Source organism: Streptomyces yangpuensis, from assembly GCF_001005295.1.
GTDB lineage: Bacteria > Actinomycetota > Actinomycetes > Streptomycetales > Streptomycetaceae > Streptomyces > Streptomyces yangpuensis.
Genome location: NZ_LBMK01000004.1, coordinates 373,419 through 388,807, shown reverse-complemented (window position 1 = coordinate 388,807; position 15,389 = coordinate 373,419). Strand labels below are relative to the sequence as shown.

Below are 15,389 nucleotides of genomic sequence, written 5' to 3'. Positions count from 1 at the left end.
GCGGGCGGGAAAGTGCTGAACTCCCGGAGCCCGAGCCCCTCGAGGGATTCACATGTGGGACGACATCCCGAACACCCCCGGAAACGCCGAGATCCCGCCCGGTCTTGCGACCGGACGGGATCTCGTGACGTTCACGAGAGCTACTCGCGAACTGTCGTCTGTGGACCTGTGGGGATTTGAACCCCAGACCCCCTCGATGCGAACGAGGTGCGCTACCAGACTGCGCCACAGGCCCTTGCGACGTGTGAAACATTAGCACCCCTGCGCCGGTGCTCCAAAACGCGTATCCGCGACGGTCTGCGCAGGTCACCGATCACTCGTTCGCGGCGCGGGGGCGGTCCTCGTTCTCGTACTGGTCGAACAGCGGGGTGCGGCCGCGGCCCTGGGCGCGGGGGCGGGGGTCCTCCTCCGGGGCCGGGGCCGGGGCGGGGACCGCGGGCTGGGCGCGCAGGCGGGGTTCCGTCGGCTCGGCCGTGCTGGAGCGGGTCGCGCTCCAGGCGTCCGGGGTCACGGGGCCCGTGGCACGGGGGGCGACCGGGGCCGTCACGTACGTCGGCAGCGGGACCGGGACCGGCTCCCAGCTGTCCCCGCGGGCGGGGCCGCGTTCGCGTTCGCGCTGCTGGTCCACCCATTCGGCGTGGTCGGTCTGCTCGACCAGCGCGCGCCGTCCGGCCTCCTGCGGGGAGACCGGTGGAGCAGGGTCCGGTTCGCCGGCCGCCGGCGCGCCCTCTTCGGGGTGGCGGCGCTGCGGGCGGTCCTCGCGCAGCCGGCGCGCGGCCGCCTCGGCCCGCCGCCGGTCCATCGTGAACTCGTAGCGCCGCCGCTCCTGGACCCGCAGGTGGGCGATGTACGTACTCAGCAGGACGGCGGGGACGGCGGGAGCCCACAGGTAGTGCAGACCGCCCACGGCCGCGACGACGGCGCCGGCGGTGAAGACCAGGAAGAGGAGTGCGGTGGTGCGCCGGCGGCGCGCGAGGACCTGGAGGCGTTGTTCGCGCCGGGCCCGCTCCGCGCGCTGCTCCCGCTCGGCGGCCGCGGCACGCGGCTCCGCCCTGGTCGGGGACACGCCGAGGGCCCGGGCGTCGGCGTCGACGGAATTGACCGTCTCCGTCGCGGCGTCCGGGTCCGCGTGGGGCTGGGGCTCCGCCTCCTCGTCACCGCGCTCACGCAGCCCTTTGGCGTAACGGCGCTCCATTCCCGCCCGGCCGGAAAGCAGCCGAATGGCGGTGGAGAAGCGTTCCGTCGGACGGGCTTCGTTCAGCTCGTCCTGCCTCCGGAGCCACATGGGCACCAAGTAGGCGGCCCAGGCCCCGACAATGACTGCGTAGATGAGGCCGCTGCTGCTCACACCTCACACCGTAGAGGGGCGCGGGCGAGGGGATCGGCCAATTGGGCCGGTGTGTCGCGCGATCTCGCTGATATCACGGACTTTTTTTGTGATTCTTCGGATCAGGTTATGGGCGAATCGGTTACCCCGGGCCATTAATTCGAACAGATATTCGTCTATTTCGGCGGGGACGGCGAGTGCCGCGAGCGGTGCCAGCGGCGCAGCAGCCCCTCCGGCACCTCCTCCGCCGTGATCGCGTAGACGAGGTGGTCGCGCCATGCGCCGTCGATGTGGAGGTAGCGCGGACGCAGTCCCTCCTCGCGCAGGCCGAGCTTCTCCACGACCCGCCGGCTCGGCCCGTTCTCGGGCCGGATGCACACCTCGATCCGGTGCAGCCCGACCTTCCGGAAGCAGTGGTCCACCGCCATCGCGACGGCCGTCGGCATGACGCCGCGGCCGGCCACGTCGCGGTCCACCCAGTAGCCGACGTGCCCCGCGCACATCGAGCCCCAGGTGATGCCAGCGACCGTCAGCTGGCCCACCAGCCGGCCCTGGTACTCGATGACGAAGGGCAGCATCCGGCCCGCATTCGCCTCCGCCCGCAGGTGACGGACCATCTGGCGGTACGTGGGGCGCTGGATCACCGGCCCCCACGGCGAGGGCGGCGGGATGGTGGCCTCCCACGGCCGCAGCCAGTCGCGGTTGCGCCGGTTGACCTCGCGCCAGTCCTTCTGGTCGCGCAGTTTTATCGGCCGGAGCGTGACATCGCCGTCGGTCAGGACCACCGGCCAGGTGGGGCCGTTCAGCTCGCGCTCCCGGAGGGTCCCGCCGGTCTGGGATGGTCGCCGCCCCGGATCTGGTCCACCGCGTGCGGCAGGACGCGGGAGAGGACCGCGAGGCCGTCGCGCACCCCTCCCGTGGAACCGGGCAGGTTGACGATCAGTGTGCGCCCGGCGACACCCGCCAGGCCCCGGGACAGGGCCGCGGTCGGCACCTTGGCCAGGCCCTCGGCGCGGATGGCCTGCGGGATGCCCGGGATCTCGTAGTCCAGCACCCGCGCGGTGGCGTCCGGAGTGCGGTCGGTCGGCGAGATGCCCGTACCGCCGGTGGTCAGGATGACGTCGTAGGCGGCGGCCACTCCCTCGCGCAGCGCCTGCTCGACGGGGTCGCCGTCCGGGACGACCCGGGGGCCGTCCACCGTGAAGCCGAGCTTCTCCAGCGCCTCGGCCAGCAGCGGGCCGCCCTTGTCCGCGTACACGCCCTGCGAGGCCCGGTTGGAGGCCGTGACGACGAGCGCCCTGCCGAGGGATCCGGCCGGGGCCACACCGGGGGCCGCGCCGGGCGCCGGGGCCGCGCCGACCTCCGGCGCCGGGGTCACCGCCGCCGCGTGGTGGCTGTGCACCTCCCCGCCGCGCGGGGCGTTCACGAGCGCGCCCAGTCGCCGGACTTGCCGCCGGTCTTCTCCTCCACCCGGACGTCGGTGATGACGGCGCCCTTGTCGACCGCCTTCACCATGTCGATCACGGTGAGGCCGGCGACCGCGACGGCCGTCAGCGCCTCCATCTCGACGCCCGTGCGGTCGGTCGTCTTCACGGTGGCGAGGATCTCCACGGCGTCGTCGGCGACCGACAGGTCGACCTTCACGCCCGAGACGGCCAGCGGGTGGCACAGCGGGATCAGGTCGGGGGTCTTCTTCGCCCCCATGATCCCGGCGATGCGCGCGGTGGCGAGGGCGTCGCCCTTGGGCACTCCCTCGCCGCGCAGCAGCTCGATCACCCGGGGGGAGACGAGTACACGTCCACTGGCGCGCGCCGTCCGGGTGGTGACGTCCTTCGCGGAGACGTCGACCATCCGGGCCGCACCGGCCTCGTCGATGTGGGTGAGCCTGCTCTCGGTACTCATTGCTGTGCCGCTCCGCTCTGGGCCCCCGGGGGCCTGTGTGGTGCGACACACGCTACCCGCACAGGCCGCCGGAGGGGCGCGCCGGGGGAACGGGCCCCGGCGCGCGGAAACGGACGGCGCGGCTCAGCCGAGCAGGACCACTTCCAGCTCGGTGCCGGGCTCCACCGAGGTGACGTCCTCGGGGACGACCATCAGCGAGTCGGCGTGCGCCAGTGCGGCGATCAGGTGGGAGCCCGATCCGCCGACCGGACTGACCGTGCCGCTCTCGGCGTCGTAGGCGCCGCGCAGGAACTGACGGCGGCCGGCCGGGGAGCCGAGGGCCTTGTCGGCCTTCAGCACGGCCCGCACGCTCGGCCGCCGGACCTCGGACTCCGGCAGCCCCATGAGGGCGCGGATCGCGGGGCGCACGAACAGCTCGAAGGAGACGTACGAGGAGACCGGGTTGCCGGGCAGCGCCAGCAGCGGGGTGTGGTCGGGGCCGATGGTGCCGAAGCCCTGCGGCTTGCCGGGCTGCATGGCGAGCTTGCGGAAGTCGATCCGGGTCGCGTCCACCTCCACGTCCGCGTCGCCGTCGCCATCGCCCGGGCCGGCCGATCCGATCGAGGAGAGCGCCTCCTTGACCACGTCGTAGGCGCCGACGCTGACTCCGCCCGTGGTCACCAGCAGGTCGGCCCGGATCAGCTGGTCCTCGATGGTGGAGCGCAGCGTGTCGGCGTCGTCCGCGACGGCCCCGACCCGGTAGGCGATGGCGCCGGCGTCCCGGGCGGCCGCGGCCAGCGCGAAGCTGTTGGAGTCGTAGATCGTGCCGGCGGTGAGCGGCTCGCCCGGCTGGACCAGCTCGCTGCCGGTGGACAGGACCACCACGCGCGGGCGCGGGCGCACCCGGACGGTGCCGCGCCCGATGGCGGCCAGCAGGGCGATCTGCGGCGGTCCGAGGACCGTGCCGGCCGCGAGGGCGAGGTCGCCCGCCTGGACGTCGCTGCCGCGGGCGCGGACGTGCGCCCGCGCCTCGGCCGCGCGGTGCACCCGTACCTCGCCGCCCGACTGCTCCGGGGCGGCGCTGGCCGGGGTCATCCCGGCGGCGGCGCCGCCCCCGGTTCCGCCGTCGGTCCACTCCACCGGTACGACGGCTTCCGCACCGGGCGGCAGCGGGGCCCCGGTCATGATCCGGGCGGCCTCGCCCGGGCCCACCGTGGGCAGCTCACCGCTGCCCGCCGCGACGTCCCCGACGACCGTCAGCACCGCGGGGAACTCCTCGCTCGCACCCTGGACGTCGGCCGTGCGGACGGCGTAGCCGTCCATGGAGCTGTTGTCGAAGGGCGGGAGGGCGACGGGCACGGTGACGTCCTCGACGAGGACACAGCCCTGGGCGTCCAGCAGCTGGAGCTCGATCGGCTCCAGCGGCCGGACGGCACCGAGGACGTCCGCGAGGTGCTCGTCCACGGACCACAGACGGTGGCCGCCCGCCGGTCGTGGATGCTGCGGTGCGGAACTGCTCAAGGTCCTACATCTCCTCCGTGACGTAACGGTGAAGCCAGGTGCGGAACTCGGGGCCCAGGTCCTCGCGCTCACACGCGAGGCGGACGATGGCCCGCAGGTAGTCGCCGCGGTCCCCGGTGTCGTAACGACGGCCCCGGAAGACCACGCCGTGCACCGGACCGCCCACGGTCTCGTCGGCGGCCAGCTTCTGCAGGGCGTCGGTGAGCTGGATCTCCCCACCGCGGCCCGGCTCGGTCTCCCGCAGTATGTCGAAGATCGCGGGGTTGAGGACGTAGCGTCCGATGACCGCGTAGTTGCTGGGGGCGTCCTGGGGCTCCGGCTTCTCGACGAGGCCGGTGATGCGGACGACGTCCGGCTCGTCGGTGGCCTCCACGGCGGCGCAGCCGTAGAGGTGGACGCTGGCCGGGTCGACCTCCATGAGGGCGATGACGGTGCCGCCGGTACGGGCGTGGATATCGGCCATCTGACGCAGCAGCGGGTCGCGCGGGTCGATGAGGTCGTCGCCGAGGAGCACCGCGAAGGGCTCGCGGCCGACGTGCGGCTCGGCGCACAGCACGGCGTGGCCCAGGCCCCGCGGGTCGCCCTGGCGGACGTAGTGCATGGTCGCGAGGTCGCTGGACTCCTGGACCTTCTTCAGCCGGTCGTCGTCGCCCTTGGCGATGAGAGCGGACTCCAGCTCGTAGTTGCGGTCGAAGTGGTCTTCCAGGGCACGCTTGTTACGCCCAGTGATCATGAGGACGTCGTCGAGTCCGGCCGCGACGGCCTCCTCTACCACGTACTGGATGGCCGGCTTGTCCACAACCGGGAGCATTTCCTTCGGGGTCGCCTTGGTCGCCGGAAGGAAGCGGGTGCCGAGGCCAGCGGCCGGAATGACGGCCTTCTTGATCACGGGGTGCAACATAGTCATGGCCAGAACGATAGTGGGTCCTGCCGATCACCCGACGAGATCGCGGTTGGTAGGTCCATATATGCCCTGATTCGAAGGAAATTTGATTCTCGTGGCAGAGAACCCGCCGACCGCGTCCGCCAAGTCCGAGCTGCGCCGGGAACTCCTCGCGGCCCGTCGCGCCCTGTCCCCCGACGCCCGCGCCGCGGCGGCCGCGGCGCTCGCCGTGACCGCCCTCGACCTTCCCGAACTGGCCGGTGCGCGCACGGTGGCGGCGTACGTCTCGGTCGGCGGCGAGCCGGGTACCCGCGCACTCCTCGACGCCCTGCGCGCGGCCGGCAAGCGGGTGCTGCTCCCGCTCCTGCTGCCGGACAACGACCTCGACTGGGCGGCGTACGAGGGGCCCGGCAGCCTCGCCGAGGCCGCCCACCCGGGGAAGATGCGGCTGCTGGAGCCGTCCGGCCCGGCGCTCGGACCGGAGGCGGTGACGGAGGCCGACGCGGTGCTGCTGCCCGGGCTCGCGGTGGACGGGCGCGGTATGCGGCTCGGCCGCGGCGGGGGCAGTTACGACCGGGTGCTGCAGCGGCTGGAGCGGGCCGGGGCGCATCCGGCGCTGGTCGTGCTCCTCTACGACGAAGAGGTGGTCGCGCGGGTCCCGGAGGAACCGCACGACCACCCCGTTCAGGCGGTGGCCACCCCGTCAGGGGTGCGCCGCTTCAGCTCATGAGCCGCCGGCCGGCTTGAGGGTCAGGGTGTCGACCGTGGCCTTCTCGACGGCGTCCTTGCCGAAGGGCCACTCCAGCAGCTCGCCCTTGGCCCACATCTGCGTCTGGTCCGTGTAGTGGGCGTTGTACGCGTGGCCCGAGGCGCCCGTCAGGTTGATCCAGCGGGACTTGTCGAGGTCGTTGAGGTTGACGACCATCCGCATGGACGGCACCCAGGTGACCCCGTAGCCGCTAGAGGCGTTCCAGCCGGTGGCGTTGACGGTCGCCTCGCCGCCGCCCACGTTCCACGGGCCGCGGTTGAGGAGCCACTGCATGAAGCCGGGGCCCTCGGTGCCGATCGTCTGGTTCTTCAGGTTCAGCTGGTGCAGGCGGCCCCAGCTCCAGGTGGACTGGTCCTTGCCGAGCTTGGCGGTCAGCTCCCAGCGGGCGTCCGCCATGGCCCGGGCGAACAGCTCGTCACGGGTGGTGGTGGCCGGCTTGTTCAGACCCTTGGCGGGCGCGCTCCACCACGGCGACTTCTCGTCCTTGACCAGGCGGCGGACCACCTCGAACCAGCGGTCGCCGCCGTCGGGCTGCGCGGAGTCCGCGTCGCGGGTGCCGCATTCGCGGACGGTCTTGGACAGGTCGTCGGCGGGGCCGGTGCCGTTGCCGAGGACGTTCATGCAGCTGCCCTCGATCCGCAGCTCCTTGGGCATCTTGTCGCCGAAGGACAGCTTGAGGATGTTGCGCCAGACCGCGTTGAAGTAGGCCGCGGCCGCGGAGTCGGACTCCTGGGTGTAGTTCCAGCCGTCGAGCAGCTTCTGCGCGGCGCGCACGCCCGGGTCCGAGATCTGGATCTTCGACAGCATCGGGGTCAGCAGCGCGGCGATCTCGCTGCTGTTGTCCATCTGCATGGCGCGCATGTCGTCGGTCGAGATCTTGCCGCCGTCCTTGATCTTCGCCTCGATGAGGTCGTTGATCCGCTGGCTGCGGGCGCCGTAGCCCCAGTCGGTGGTCAGCAGGTGCGGGTACTTGCCCGCGCCGGTCCCGCCCTCGGCGACGGCCTGGTTGGCGGTGACGATGTAGCCGCGCGAGGGGTTCTGGTCCCAGGGCAGCTCGTTCTGCGGGATGTAGCCGGCGGCGCTGTCGCGGCCGCCCTTCCAGGCGTACTTGGAGTCCCAGCCCGGGGCGGGCATCCGGCCGTCGCCCTGGCCGCGGACCGGGATGCGGCCCGGGGTCTGGTAGCCGATGTTGCCGTTGGCGCCCTTGCTGTCGGCGTAGATCAGGTTCTGCGAGGGCACCTCGAAGTCGGCGGCCGCCTTGCGGAAGTCGTCGAAGGTCTTGGCCTGGTTGAGCTTGAAGACCGCGTCCATGCTCTTGCCCGGGTCCAGCGCCGTCCAGCGCAGGGCGATGGCGTAGCCGTCGCCGCGGTCCGGGGCGGAGCTGTCGACGGGGGCGCGGGTGCCGACGGTGCCGAGCTCCGTGCTGCGGTCGGAGACGAGCGGGCCGTTGTTGGTGGTGCGGACCGTGATCTTCTTGCTGGCGCCGCCCGCGACCTTGATGACCTCTTCGCGCATGGTGAAGGGGAGCACCCGGTTGTCGTAGACGTAGCCCTCGGGCTTGATCTGCTCCAGGTAGAGGTCGGTGACGTCGGCACCGAGGTTGGTCATGCCCCAGGCGATGTCGGCGTTGTGGCCGATGACCACGCCGGGCATGCCGGAGAAGGTGAAGCCGGCCACGTCGTACTTGCACTGGGCCGAGACGGCGCGGCAGTGCAGGCCCATCTGGTACCAGACCGAGGGAAGTTGCGGCGACAGGTGCGGGTCGTTGGCGAGGAGCGGCTTGCCGGTCGTCGTGTACTTGCCGGAGATGACCCAGGAGTTCGAGCCGATGCCGCTGCCGTTGGGGCCGAGGATGGCCGGGACCTTCTCCAGGGTGTCGGCGAGGGCGCTCAGCTGCGTCCGCAGGCCCACGGTCGCGCCCTGGGCGGTGGCGTTGCCGGCGAGGCCGGTGGCGCCACCGGCGCCCGGGGCGGTGGAGGCCTGGCTGGCGACGGCTCCGGCTCCGCCGGCGGAGCCGGAGCCGCTGCCCGACGCCGAGCCGGTGTTCCCGGTCTGGCCCTGGGGGGTGTACTTGCCGCCGTCGACCTTGCCGCCCTCGACGACCGGCTTGTTCCGGTCGAAGGGGTAGGGCGGGTAGAGGTCGGCGATCTGCGCCTGCGAGAGCTTGCTCGACATCAGCGCGCGGTCGATCTCGTCCTGCATGTTGCCGCGCAGGTCCCAGGCCATCGCCTTGAGCCAGGCCACGGAGTCCACCGGCGACCACTGCTCGGGGGCGTAGCTGCCGCTGATCTTGAGGGCGGCGTGCTCGACGGAGAGGTCCTTGCCGGACTTCCCCTTCAGGTACGCGTTGACCCCGTCGGCGTAGGCCTGCAGATTCTTCTTGGTCTCGGCGGAGAGCCTGGTGTCGTACTCCTCCTGCGCGACCTGGCGCCAGCCCAGCGTGCGCAGGAAGGCGTCGGTCTCGACCTGGCCGGCCCCGAACATCTCCGAGAGCCGCCCCGAGGTCATGTGGCGGCGTACGTCCATCTCCCAGAAGCGGTCCTGCGCGTGCACGAAGCCCTGGGCGCGGAAGAGGTCGTCGTCGTTGTCCGCGTAGAGCTGGGGAATGCCGTTGGCGTCGCGCTTGACCTCGACCGTCCCCTTCAGGCCGGGCACGTCGAGGGAGCCGGTCGTCTGGGGGAAGGAGGCGCGCACGCCGTCCACGCTCCAGTACGCCCCGTAGCCGAGGCCCGCGACGAGTCCCAGGACCAGTACGAGCACGATCAGACGGGCGCGTCGTCCCTTCTTCTTGGCGGGAGGAGCGGTTTCGTTGGCGGGCATCGCTGTCCTTAGAGGGGCAGGGTGGTCCTGGGAGTGCTGGGAGCAACCATAGGCGCAGGACCGACTCCACTGATCCGCCAGGGGTGGAGGCCGTGTGGAGGGGCTGTATCCCGCGGTGGCCCTGCAGGGGGCCTGAAATGGATCTCCGGTGGTTCCCGCGGTCCCGAGGACAGGGGGGAACAGTCGTTTCACAATGTGGTTATCGCGTAAAGGGCGCGTCAAAGATTAGGTAAGGTAACGAACTACTTGCCGAACCTGTCGCCGGGCGGACCGATCCGCCGGGCGCATCGAGGAGGGCCGCCCGCTGACTGTCCACACGCTCAACGAGCTGCTGCTGGTCTGCTCGCTCGTACTGCTCGTCGCCGTGGCCGCGGTGCGGGTCTCGTCGCGCAGCGGACTGCCCAGTCTGCTCATCTACCTCGGCATAGGCGTCGCCATAGGCCAGGACGGCATCGGGAACGTCGTTTTCGACAACGCCGAGCTGACCCAGGTCATCGGCTACGCCGCCCTCGTCGTGATCCTCGCCGAGGGTGGTCTGGGCACCAAGTGGAAAGAGATCAAGCCGGCCCTGCCGGCCGCGATCATGCTCTCCCTGGTGGGTGTGGCGATCAGTGTGGGCGTGACGGCGGCGGGGGCGCACTATCTCGTCGGACTCGAATGGCGCCAGGCGCTGCTGATCGGCGCGGTCGTCTCCTCGACCGACGCGGCGGCCGTCTTCTCCGTGCTGCGCAAGGTCCCGCTGCCCTCCCGGATCACGGGCGTCCTGGAGGCCGAGTCCGGCTTCAACGACGCGCCCGTCGTGATCCTGGTGGTGGCCTTCTCCACGGTCGGCCCGGTGGACGACTGGTACCTCCTGCTCGGCAAGATCGCCCTGGAGCTCGCGATCGGCGCCGCGATCGGCCTGACGGTGGGCTTCCTCGGCGCCTTCGGCCTGCGGCACGTGGCGCTGCCCGCCTCCGGCCTCTACCCGATCGCCGTGATGGCCATCGCCATCGTGGCGTACGCGGCCGGCGCGATGGCACACGGCTCGGGCTTCCTCGCGGTGTACCTGGCGGCGATGATCCTGGGCAATGCCAAGCTCCCGCACTGGCCGGCCACCCGCGGCTTCGCCGACGGGCTCGGCTGGATCGCCCAGATCGGCATGTTCGTGCTGCTGGGCCTGCTGGTCACCCCGCACGAGCTGGTCCACGACTTCTGGCCCGCGGTCGTCATCGGGCTGGTGCTGACGACGGTGGCGCGGCCCCTGGAGGTCTTCGTCAGCCTGCTGCCCTTCCGGCTCCCGTGGCAGGAGCAGGTCCTGATGTCGTGGGCGGGCCTGCGCGGAGCCGTGCCCATCATCCTGGCGACCATCCCCATGGTGTCCGGGATCGAGGGCAGCGACCGCGTCTTCAACATCGTCTTCGTGCTGGTCGTCGTCTACACCCTGGTGCAGGGGCCGACCCTGCCGTGGCTCGCACGCAAGCTGGACCTCGGGCGGGGCATGGAGACCGCCTCCGACCTCGGCATCGAGTCGGCGCCGCTGGAGAAGCTGCGCGGGCACCTCTTGTCCTTCGCCATCCCGCCCGCCTCGCGGATGCACGGCGTCGAGGTGAGCGAGCTGCGCCTGCCGCCGGGGGCCTCGGTCACGCTGGTCGTCCGGGACGCGAAGAGCTTCGTACCGGCGCCGTCGACCGTGCTGCGGCGCGGGGACGAGCTGCTGGTGGTGGCCACGGACCCGGTGCGGGACGCGGCGGAGGCGCGGCTGCGGGCGGTGGCTCGGGGCGGCAAGCTGGCGGGCTGGCTGGGGACCGGAAACGGATCCGGCACCCATTAGAGCGGCGCTCTAATTAGGCAGGTTTCGGTGAGGTCTGGCCGTTCTTATCCGGATATATGTGGCTCTTCGGGCGCGAAGATCCCGTTAATCGCAGGCGAAGAGACGGGTTGTCGGCGCAATCACAGGGCGTGATATCGGCTTCCCCTGTACGATGAAGGCACAACAGATCGAACCAACTCTGCCTGACGCAGAGCTGGCGCGACCGCAAAGCGGCCGTGGCACCCTCCCGCAGTGGGCGCCCAGGTATCACTCGGTTCTGCGCAAGAGGACAGCTCTCGGGGCTCCCAACACGTACGGGTGCGGCCGCTCACAAAGCAAGGCTCCGTCCGCAGACGGGGACGCTCTACCAGGCAGCGGAAAGGCAAGGCCGTGACATCCGCGGTCACGACCGACAACTCCGCCCGCCCCGGCTACGGACAGCTCCTGCGCACACCCGGCGCCCTCGGCTTCGTACTCCCCGGCTTCGCAGCGCGACTCCCCTTCGGGATGCTGACCATCAGCATCCTGCTGCTGGTCCAGCACACCACCGGCTCCTACGGCAGCGCCGGCATCGTCGCCGCCGTCACCGGCATCTCGATGGCCCTCTCCGCCCCGCTGATGGGCATCTTCACCGACCGCTTCGGCCAGAGCGCCGTGCTCGTGCCCGTGGTCCTCGCGCACGCCGCCGCCGTCAGCGGCCTCGCCGCCCTCGCGCTGGCCGACGCGAACGTCTGGTTCCTGGCGCTGGCCGCCATCCCGACCGGCGCCTCGGTGCCGCAGGTCGGGCCCATGGTCCGGGCGCGCTGGGCCGCCCGGCTGGAGGGCTCCCCGCTGCTGCCCACGGCCGCCGCCTTCGAGTCCGTCACCGACGAGTTCACCTTCGTCGTCGGACCGGTCCTGGCGACCGCGCTGTGCACCGGCGTCCACCCGGCGGCCGGCCTGGTCACCGAGGCCACGCTGACGCTCCTCGGCGGCCTGCTCTTCGCGGCCCGCCGCGCCTCCCAGCCCAGGACGCACGCCCCGTCGGCCACCGGCGAGAGCCGCTCCTTCGCACTGTCCCACCCGGGCCTGCAGGTCCTGGTCCTCGCCTTCCTCGGGATCGGCGCCGTCTTCGGCGGCATGCAGGTCTCGCTCGCCGCCTTCTCCGCCGAGATCGGCAACCCCGGCGCCAACGGCCTGCTCTACGGCGTCTTCGCGGCCGGCAACATGATCGCGGGCATCGCCATGGGCGCCGTCGCGTGGAAGATCGGCCCGCGCCGCCGGCTGATCCTGGGGTACGTCGGCCTCACCGCCGCCGCGTCCGTCCTGTGGGCCGCGAACTCGGTGATCCTGCTGGGCGCGCTCGGCCTGGTCGTCGGCCTGTTCATCGCCCCGGCCCTGATCACCGGCTACACCATGGTCGAGCAGCTGGTCCCGGCGAACGCCCGGACCGAGGCCTTCACCTGGCTGACCGGCTCCATCGCCTTCGGCCAGGCCGTCGCGGTCATCCTGGCCGGCCGCCTGACCGACGCGCACGGGTCGGCGTACGGCTTCCTGGTGCCGATGGCGGCCACCGCGCTGGCGCTGGCCGTCCTGCTGGCGCTGCGCGCGAAGCTGGCCCCGAAGGCCCAGAAGACCCCGAGCCGGATCGTGAACGCATCCGTGTCCGCCGCCGCGCCCGCGCCCGTTTCCGCCCCCGCGTCCGCGGCGGCCGCGCCCGGCAACGAGGCCGCGGCGGCCCCCCGGGACCGGGTGAACGAGCGTGGGATGGGTCACCGCGTGCCGGTGACGGTGGACTGATCCGCCGGAATACGTCACCATGGAGCGTCGTTAGCACTCATTGAGTCAGAGTGCCAGGAGGAAATTCGTGCCGACCTACCAGTACCAGTGCACCGAGTGCGGTGAGGGCCTTGAGGCCGTGCAGAAGTTCACGGATGAGGCACTGACCGTGTGCCCGAGCTGCGACGGACGCCTGAAGAAGGTGTTCTCCGCGGTCGGCATCGTCTTCAAGGGCTCCGGCTTCTACCGGAACGACAGCCGCGGCGCGTCGTCGAGCAGCACCCCTGCCTCGAAGCCCGCGTCGAGCTCGTCGTCCTCGACGACGAGCACCGCCGCCGCCGCTCCCGCCGCTTCGTCCTCCTCGACGTCGTCGAGCACGAGCAGCAGCTCCACGTCGGCCGCCTGACAGCTCCTTCCCGAGGCCCCGCACGCCCCCGACCGGGCAGCGGGGCCTCAGGCATGCCCGGTTAGGGTGAGTGACATGGTGAACGCAGAGATCGGTGTCATCGGCGGCTCGGGCTTCTACTCCTTCCTGGAGGACGTCTCCGAGATCCAGGTGGAGACCCCGTACGGGCCCCCCAGCGACTCCCTGTACATCGGCGAGCTCGCCGGCCGCTCGGTGGCCTTCCTGCCGCGGCACGGGCGCAGCCACACGGTCCCGCCGCACAGGATCAACTACCGGGCGAACCTCTGGGCCCTGCGCTCGGTCGGCGTCCGCCAGGTGCTCGGCCCGTGCGCGGTCGGCGGCCTGCGGCCCGAGTTCGGACCGGGCACGCTGCTCGTCCCCGACCAGCTGGTCGACCGTACGCAGAGCCGCGCACAGACCTTCTTCGACGGGGTCGCCCTGCCGGACGGAAGCGTTCCGAACGTCGTGCACACCACCTTCGCCGACCCGTACTGCCCGGTGGGCCGGTCCGTGGCGGTGGCGGCGGCGCGCGGCCAGGACTGGGAGCCGGTCGACAGCGGCACCATGGTCGTCATCGAAGGGCCGCGCTTCTCGACGCGCGCCGAGTCCCGCTGGTACGCGTCGGCGGGCTGGTCCGTGATCGGCATGACGGGGCACCCGGAGGCGATCCTCGCCCGTGAGCTGGGGCTCTGCTACACCTCGATGGCGCTGGTCACGGACCTGGACGCGGGCGCCGAGACCGGTGATGGCGTCTCCCACACCGAGGTCCTGAAGGTGTTCGGCGAGAACGTCGGCCGTCTGCGCACGGTGCTCTTCGACGCGGTGGCGGGCCTGCCGGCGACGGACTCCCGCGACTGCCTCTGCACCCACGCGCACGACGGCTGGGACCTGGGCATCGAGCTTCCGTAGCCCTTTCCTGCCGCTGCTGCTCTCCCGCTGTCACATCCGGGGCGGCTGTCCTGTCTTCCTCGGTGAAGGCCCAGTCGGGACAGGACAGACAGGACAGACCGCTCCGGGAGATGGCAGCCATGGCCCGTATCTCGCTCACCCCGCCCCGCACCCTGCTGACACGCATCGGCGCCTGGTACTCGCGCCGCACCTACGGCAAGGTGCTCGACCCCGGCCAGGCCTACGGGCACAACGCGCGCGTGCTCTCCACGTACGTCCACCTGGAACGCCGGGCGGCGAAGTGGAACGCGCTGGACGCCGGTCTGAAGCACCTCGCGGTGATGGCGGCGGCGGCCCGCATCAACTGCTCGTGGTGCATGGACTTCGGCTACTGGGAGGGCCACGAGAAGGGCATGGCGGCGGAGAAGATCGAGCGGCTGCCCCGGTGGCGGGAGGCGCGCGAGGTGTTCACCGAGCCGGAACTGCTGGTCATGGAGTACGCCGAGGCCATGACCGAGACCGAGCCGGCGGTCACGGACGAACTGGCCGCGGCGCTGATCGCACGGCTCGGTGAGGCGGCGTTCGTCGAACTCACGGCGGTGGTGGCGCTGGAGAACTGGCGCTCGCGCGTCAACAGCGCCTTCGGCCTGACCAGCCAGGGCTTCTCGGAGTCCTGCACGGTACCGGCGAGGCGGTGACGCCGACCGACAATGGCGGGGGGAACACCGACTCCCCCGACTCCCCCGGCTCCGCCCGCTCTTGCGCTTCCGCCGTCTCCGACACCGTGTCCGGAGCCTTCGCGGCCGGGGCCTCGCACGTGGTGGTGGGCAGGTCGGTCGCGCGGGCGGCCGACCCGGTGGCGGCGCTGCTGCAGGTCCGGGCGGCCGCTCGGGAGGCCGCCGGGAAGGCGCCCGGAGCGAGGGGGCCTCACTCCGGCGGGTGACGGGGTTTTCCACAGGCTGGGGACTGTCCACAGGCGTGAGCGGGATTCGGCGGGAGGCCGGATCGTGGGGTGTGTCCGGGCGGTGGGTCCGGGCGCAGGAACTCACTCCGTTTGGTGGTGCTCGTCATGTCCCGGACTTCTGCGGCCTCTTCGTCCCCGTCCTCGTCCCCTTCCTGGTCCTCTTCGCCGGTCTTCTCGGCCTCTCCGGCGTCTCCGGCGTCCTCGGTGTCCTCGGTGCCCTCGGCCTCCGGCGCGGCGGCGGGGCTGCCCGCCCGGGCGCTTCCCGTGTGTGCGGCGTCGTCCACGTGTCCCCCGTCGCGGCCCGTCCCGTCGTTCCCGCCGCTTCGTGTGGGGCGGGGGCCGGGACGGCTGCGCCGGGCCGTGCGGCGCAGGCGGCGGGC

The 15,389-nt window shown here is 71.9% G+C and carries 13 protein-coding genes and 1 tRNA gene; 6 read left to right on the top strand and 8 right to left on the bottom strand.

Annotated elements, in window-relative coordinates; genetic code table 11:
• Positions 1 to 161 precede the first annotated feature (161 nt).
• From AAT21_RS23215 to galU, 7 genes are all read right to left on the bottom strand, one after another.
• A tRNA-Ala gene (locus tag AAT21_RS23215) sits at positions 162 to 235 on the bottom strand.
• A 78-nt stretch (positions 236 to 313) separates the two neighbouring features.
• Positions 314 to 1,348 carry a divisome protein SepX/GlpR gene (gene sepX / locus AAT21_RS23210; protein WP_046778861.1) on the bottom strand — a complete coding sequence of 345 codons (1,035 nt, stop codon included), beginning with the start codon at positions 1,346 to 1,348 and terminating at the stop codon, positions 314 to 316.
• A gap of 155 nt (positions 1,349 to 1,503) precedes the next feature.
• On the bottom strand, positions 1,504 to 2,112 hold the full coding sequence (locus AAT21_RS23205; RefSeq protein WP_046778860.1) for a GNAT family N-acetyltransferase: 609 nt from the start codon (positions 2,110 to 2,112) through the stop codon (positions 1,504 to 1,506).
• 17 nt (positions 2,113 to 2,129) lie between these two features.
• Positions 2,130 to 2,651, bottom strand: coding sequence for a MogA/MoaB family molybdenum cofactor biosynthesis protein (locus AAT21_RS23200; protein WP_046779038.1), 522 nt, complete (start codon positions 2,649 to 2,651; stop codon positions 2,130 to 2,132).
• A gap of 98 nt (positions 2,652 to 2,749) precedes the next feature.
• A complete protein-coding gene (gene moaC / locus AAT21_RS23195) occupies positions 2,750 to 3,229 on the bottom strand; it encodes a cyclic pyranopterin monophosphate synthase MoaC (RefSeq protein WP_030662516.1) in 480 nt (159 codons plus the stop codon).
• 123 nt (positions 3,230 to 3,352) lie between these two features.
• Entirely contained in the window at positions 3,353 to 4,729 is a 1,377-nt protein-coding gene (glp, locus tag AAT21_RS23190; protein WP_046778859.1) for a molybdotransferase-like divisome protein Glp, read from the bottom strand.
• Positions 4,730 to 4,733: 4 nt separating this feature from the next.
• Positions 4,734 to 5,636 carry a UTP--glucose-1-phosphate uridylyltransferase GalU gene (gene galU / locus AAT21_RS23185; RefSeq protein WP_046778858.1) on the bottom strand — a complete coding sequence of 301 codons (903 nt, stop codon included), beginning with the start codon at positions 5,634 to 5,636 and terminating at the stop codon, positions 4,734 to 4,736.
• A 91-nt stretch (positions 5,637 to 5,727) separates the two neighbouring features.
• Between galU and AAT21_RS23180 the strand changes: the two genes are divergently transcribed.
• Positions 5,728 to 6,342, top strand: coding sequence for a 5-formyltetrahydrofolate cyclo-ligase (locus AAT21_RS23180; protein ID WP_046778857.1), 615 nt, complete (start codon positions 5,728 to 5,730; stop codon positions 6,340 to 6,342).
• On the opposite strand, the gene AAT21_RS23175 is transcribed toward AAT21_RS23180, so the two are convergent.
• Positions 6,337 to 9,201: a penicillin acylase family protein gene (locus tag AAT21_RS23175; RefSeq protein ID WP_046778856.1), complete on the bottom strand. Its 2,865-nt coding sequence runs from the start codon at positions 9,199 to 9,201 to the stop codon at positions 6,337 to 6,339. The two genes, AAT21_RS23180 and AAT21_RS23175, sit on opposite strands and share 6 nt — an antisense overlap.
• 286 nt (positions 9,202 to 9,487) lie before the next feature.
• On the opposite strand from AAT21_RS23175, the gene AAT21_RS23170 reads away from it, so the two are divergent.
• The 5 genes from AAT21_RS23170 (at position 9,488) to AAT21_RS23155 (ending at position 14,743) form a co-directional block, all read left to right on the top strand.
• A complete protein-coding gene (locus AAT21_RS23170; RefSeq protein WP_235439186.1) occupies positions 9,488 to 11,014 on the top strand; it encodes a potassium/proton antiporter in 1,527 nt (508 codons plus the stop codon).
• Positions 11,015 to 11,383: 369 nt separating this feature from the next.
• Complete coding sequence (locus AAT21_RS23165; RefSeq protein WP_046778854.1) at positions 11,384 to 12,772, top strand: MFS transporter; 1,389 nt, start codon at positions 11,384 to 11,386, stop codon at positions 12,770 to 12,772.
• A gap of 67 nt (positions 12,773 to 12,839) precedes the next feature.
• Positions 12,840 to 13,157 carry an FmdB family zinc ribbon protein gene (locus tag AAT21_RS36045; protein WP_079025900.1) on the top strand — a complete coding sequence of 106 codons (318 nt, stop codon included), beginning with the start codon at positions 12,840 to 12,842 and terminating at the stop codon, positions 13,155 to 13,157.
• Between the two features lie 75 nt (positions 13,158 to 13,232).
• Positions 13,233 to 14,066: an S-methyl-5'-thioadenosine phosphorylase gene (locus tag AAT21_RS23160; protein WP_046778853.1), complete on the top strand. Its 834-nt coding sequence runs from the start codon at positions 13,233 to 13,235 to the stop codon at positions 14,064 to 14,066.
• Positions 14,067 to 14,185: 119 nt separating this feature from the next.
• Positions 14,186 to 14,743, top strand: a complete 558-nt coding sequence (locus tag AAT21_RS23155) for a carboxymuconolactone decarboxylase family protein (RefSeq protein ID WP_046778852.1) — start codon at positions 14,186 to 14,188, stop codon at positions 14,741 to 14,743.
• The last annotated feature ends 646 nt before the right edge of the window (positions 14,744 to 15,389 follow it).

Excerpts from the sequence above, each read along its gene's own strand:
- AAT21_RS23155 (WP_046778852.1), top strand. The coding sequence starts at position 14,186 with ATGGCCCGTATCTCGCTCACCCCGCCCCGCACCCTGCTGACACGCATC.
- moaC (WP_030662516.1), bottom strand. The coding sequence starts at position 3,229 with ATGAGTACCGAGAGCAGGCTCACCCACATCGACGAGGCCGGTGCGGCC.
- AAT21_RS23160 (WP_046778853.1), top strand. The coding sequence starts at position 13,233 with ATGGTGAACGCAGAGATCGGTGTCATCGGCGGCTCGGGCTTCTACTCC.
- galU (WP_046778858.1), bottom strand. The coding sequence starts at position 5,636 with ATGACTATGTTGCACCCCGTGATCAAGAAGGCCGTCATTCCGGCCGCT.
- AAT21_RS23175 (WP_046778856.1), bottom strand. The coding sequence starts at position 9,201 with ATGCCCGCCAACGAAACCGCTCCTCCCGCCAAGAAGAAGGGACGACGC.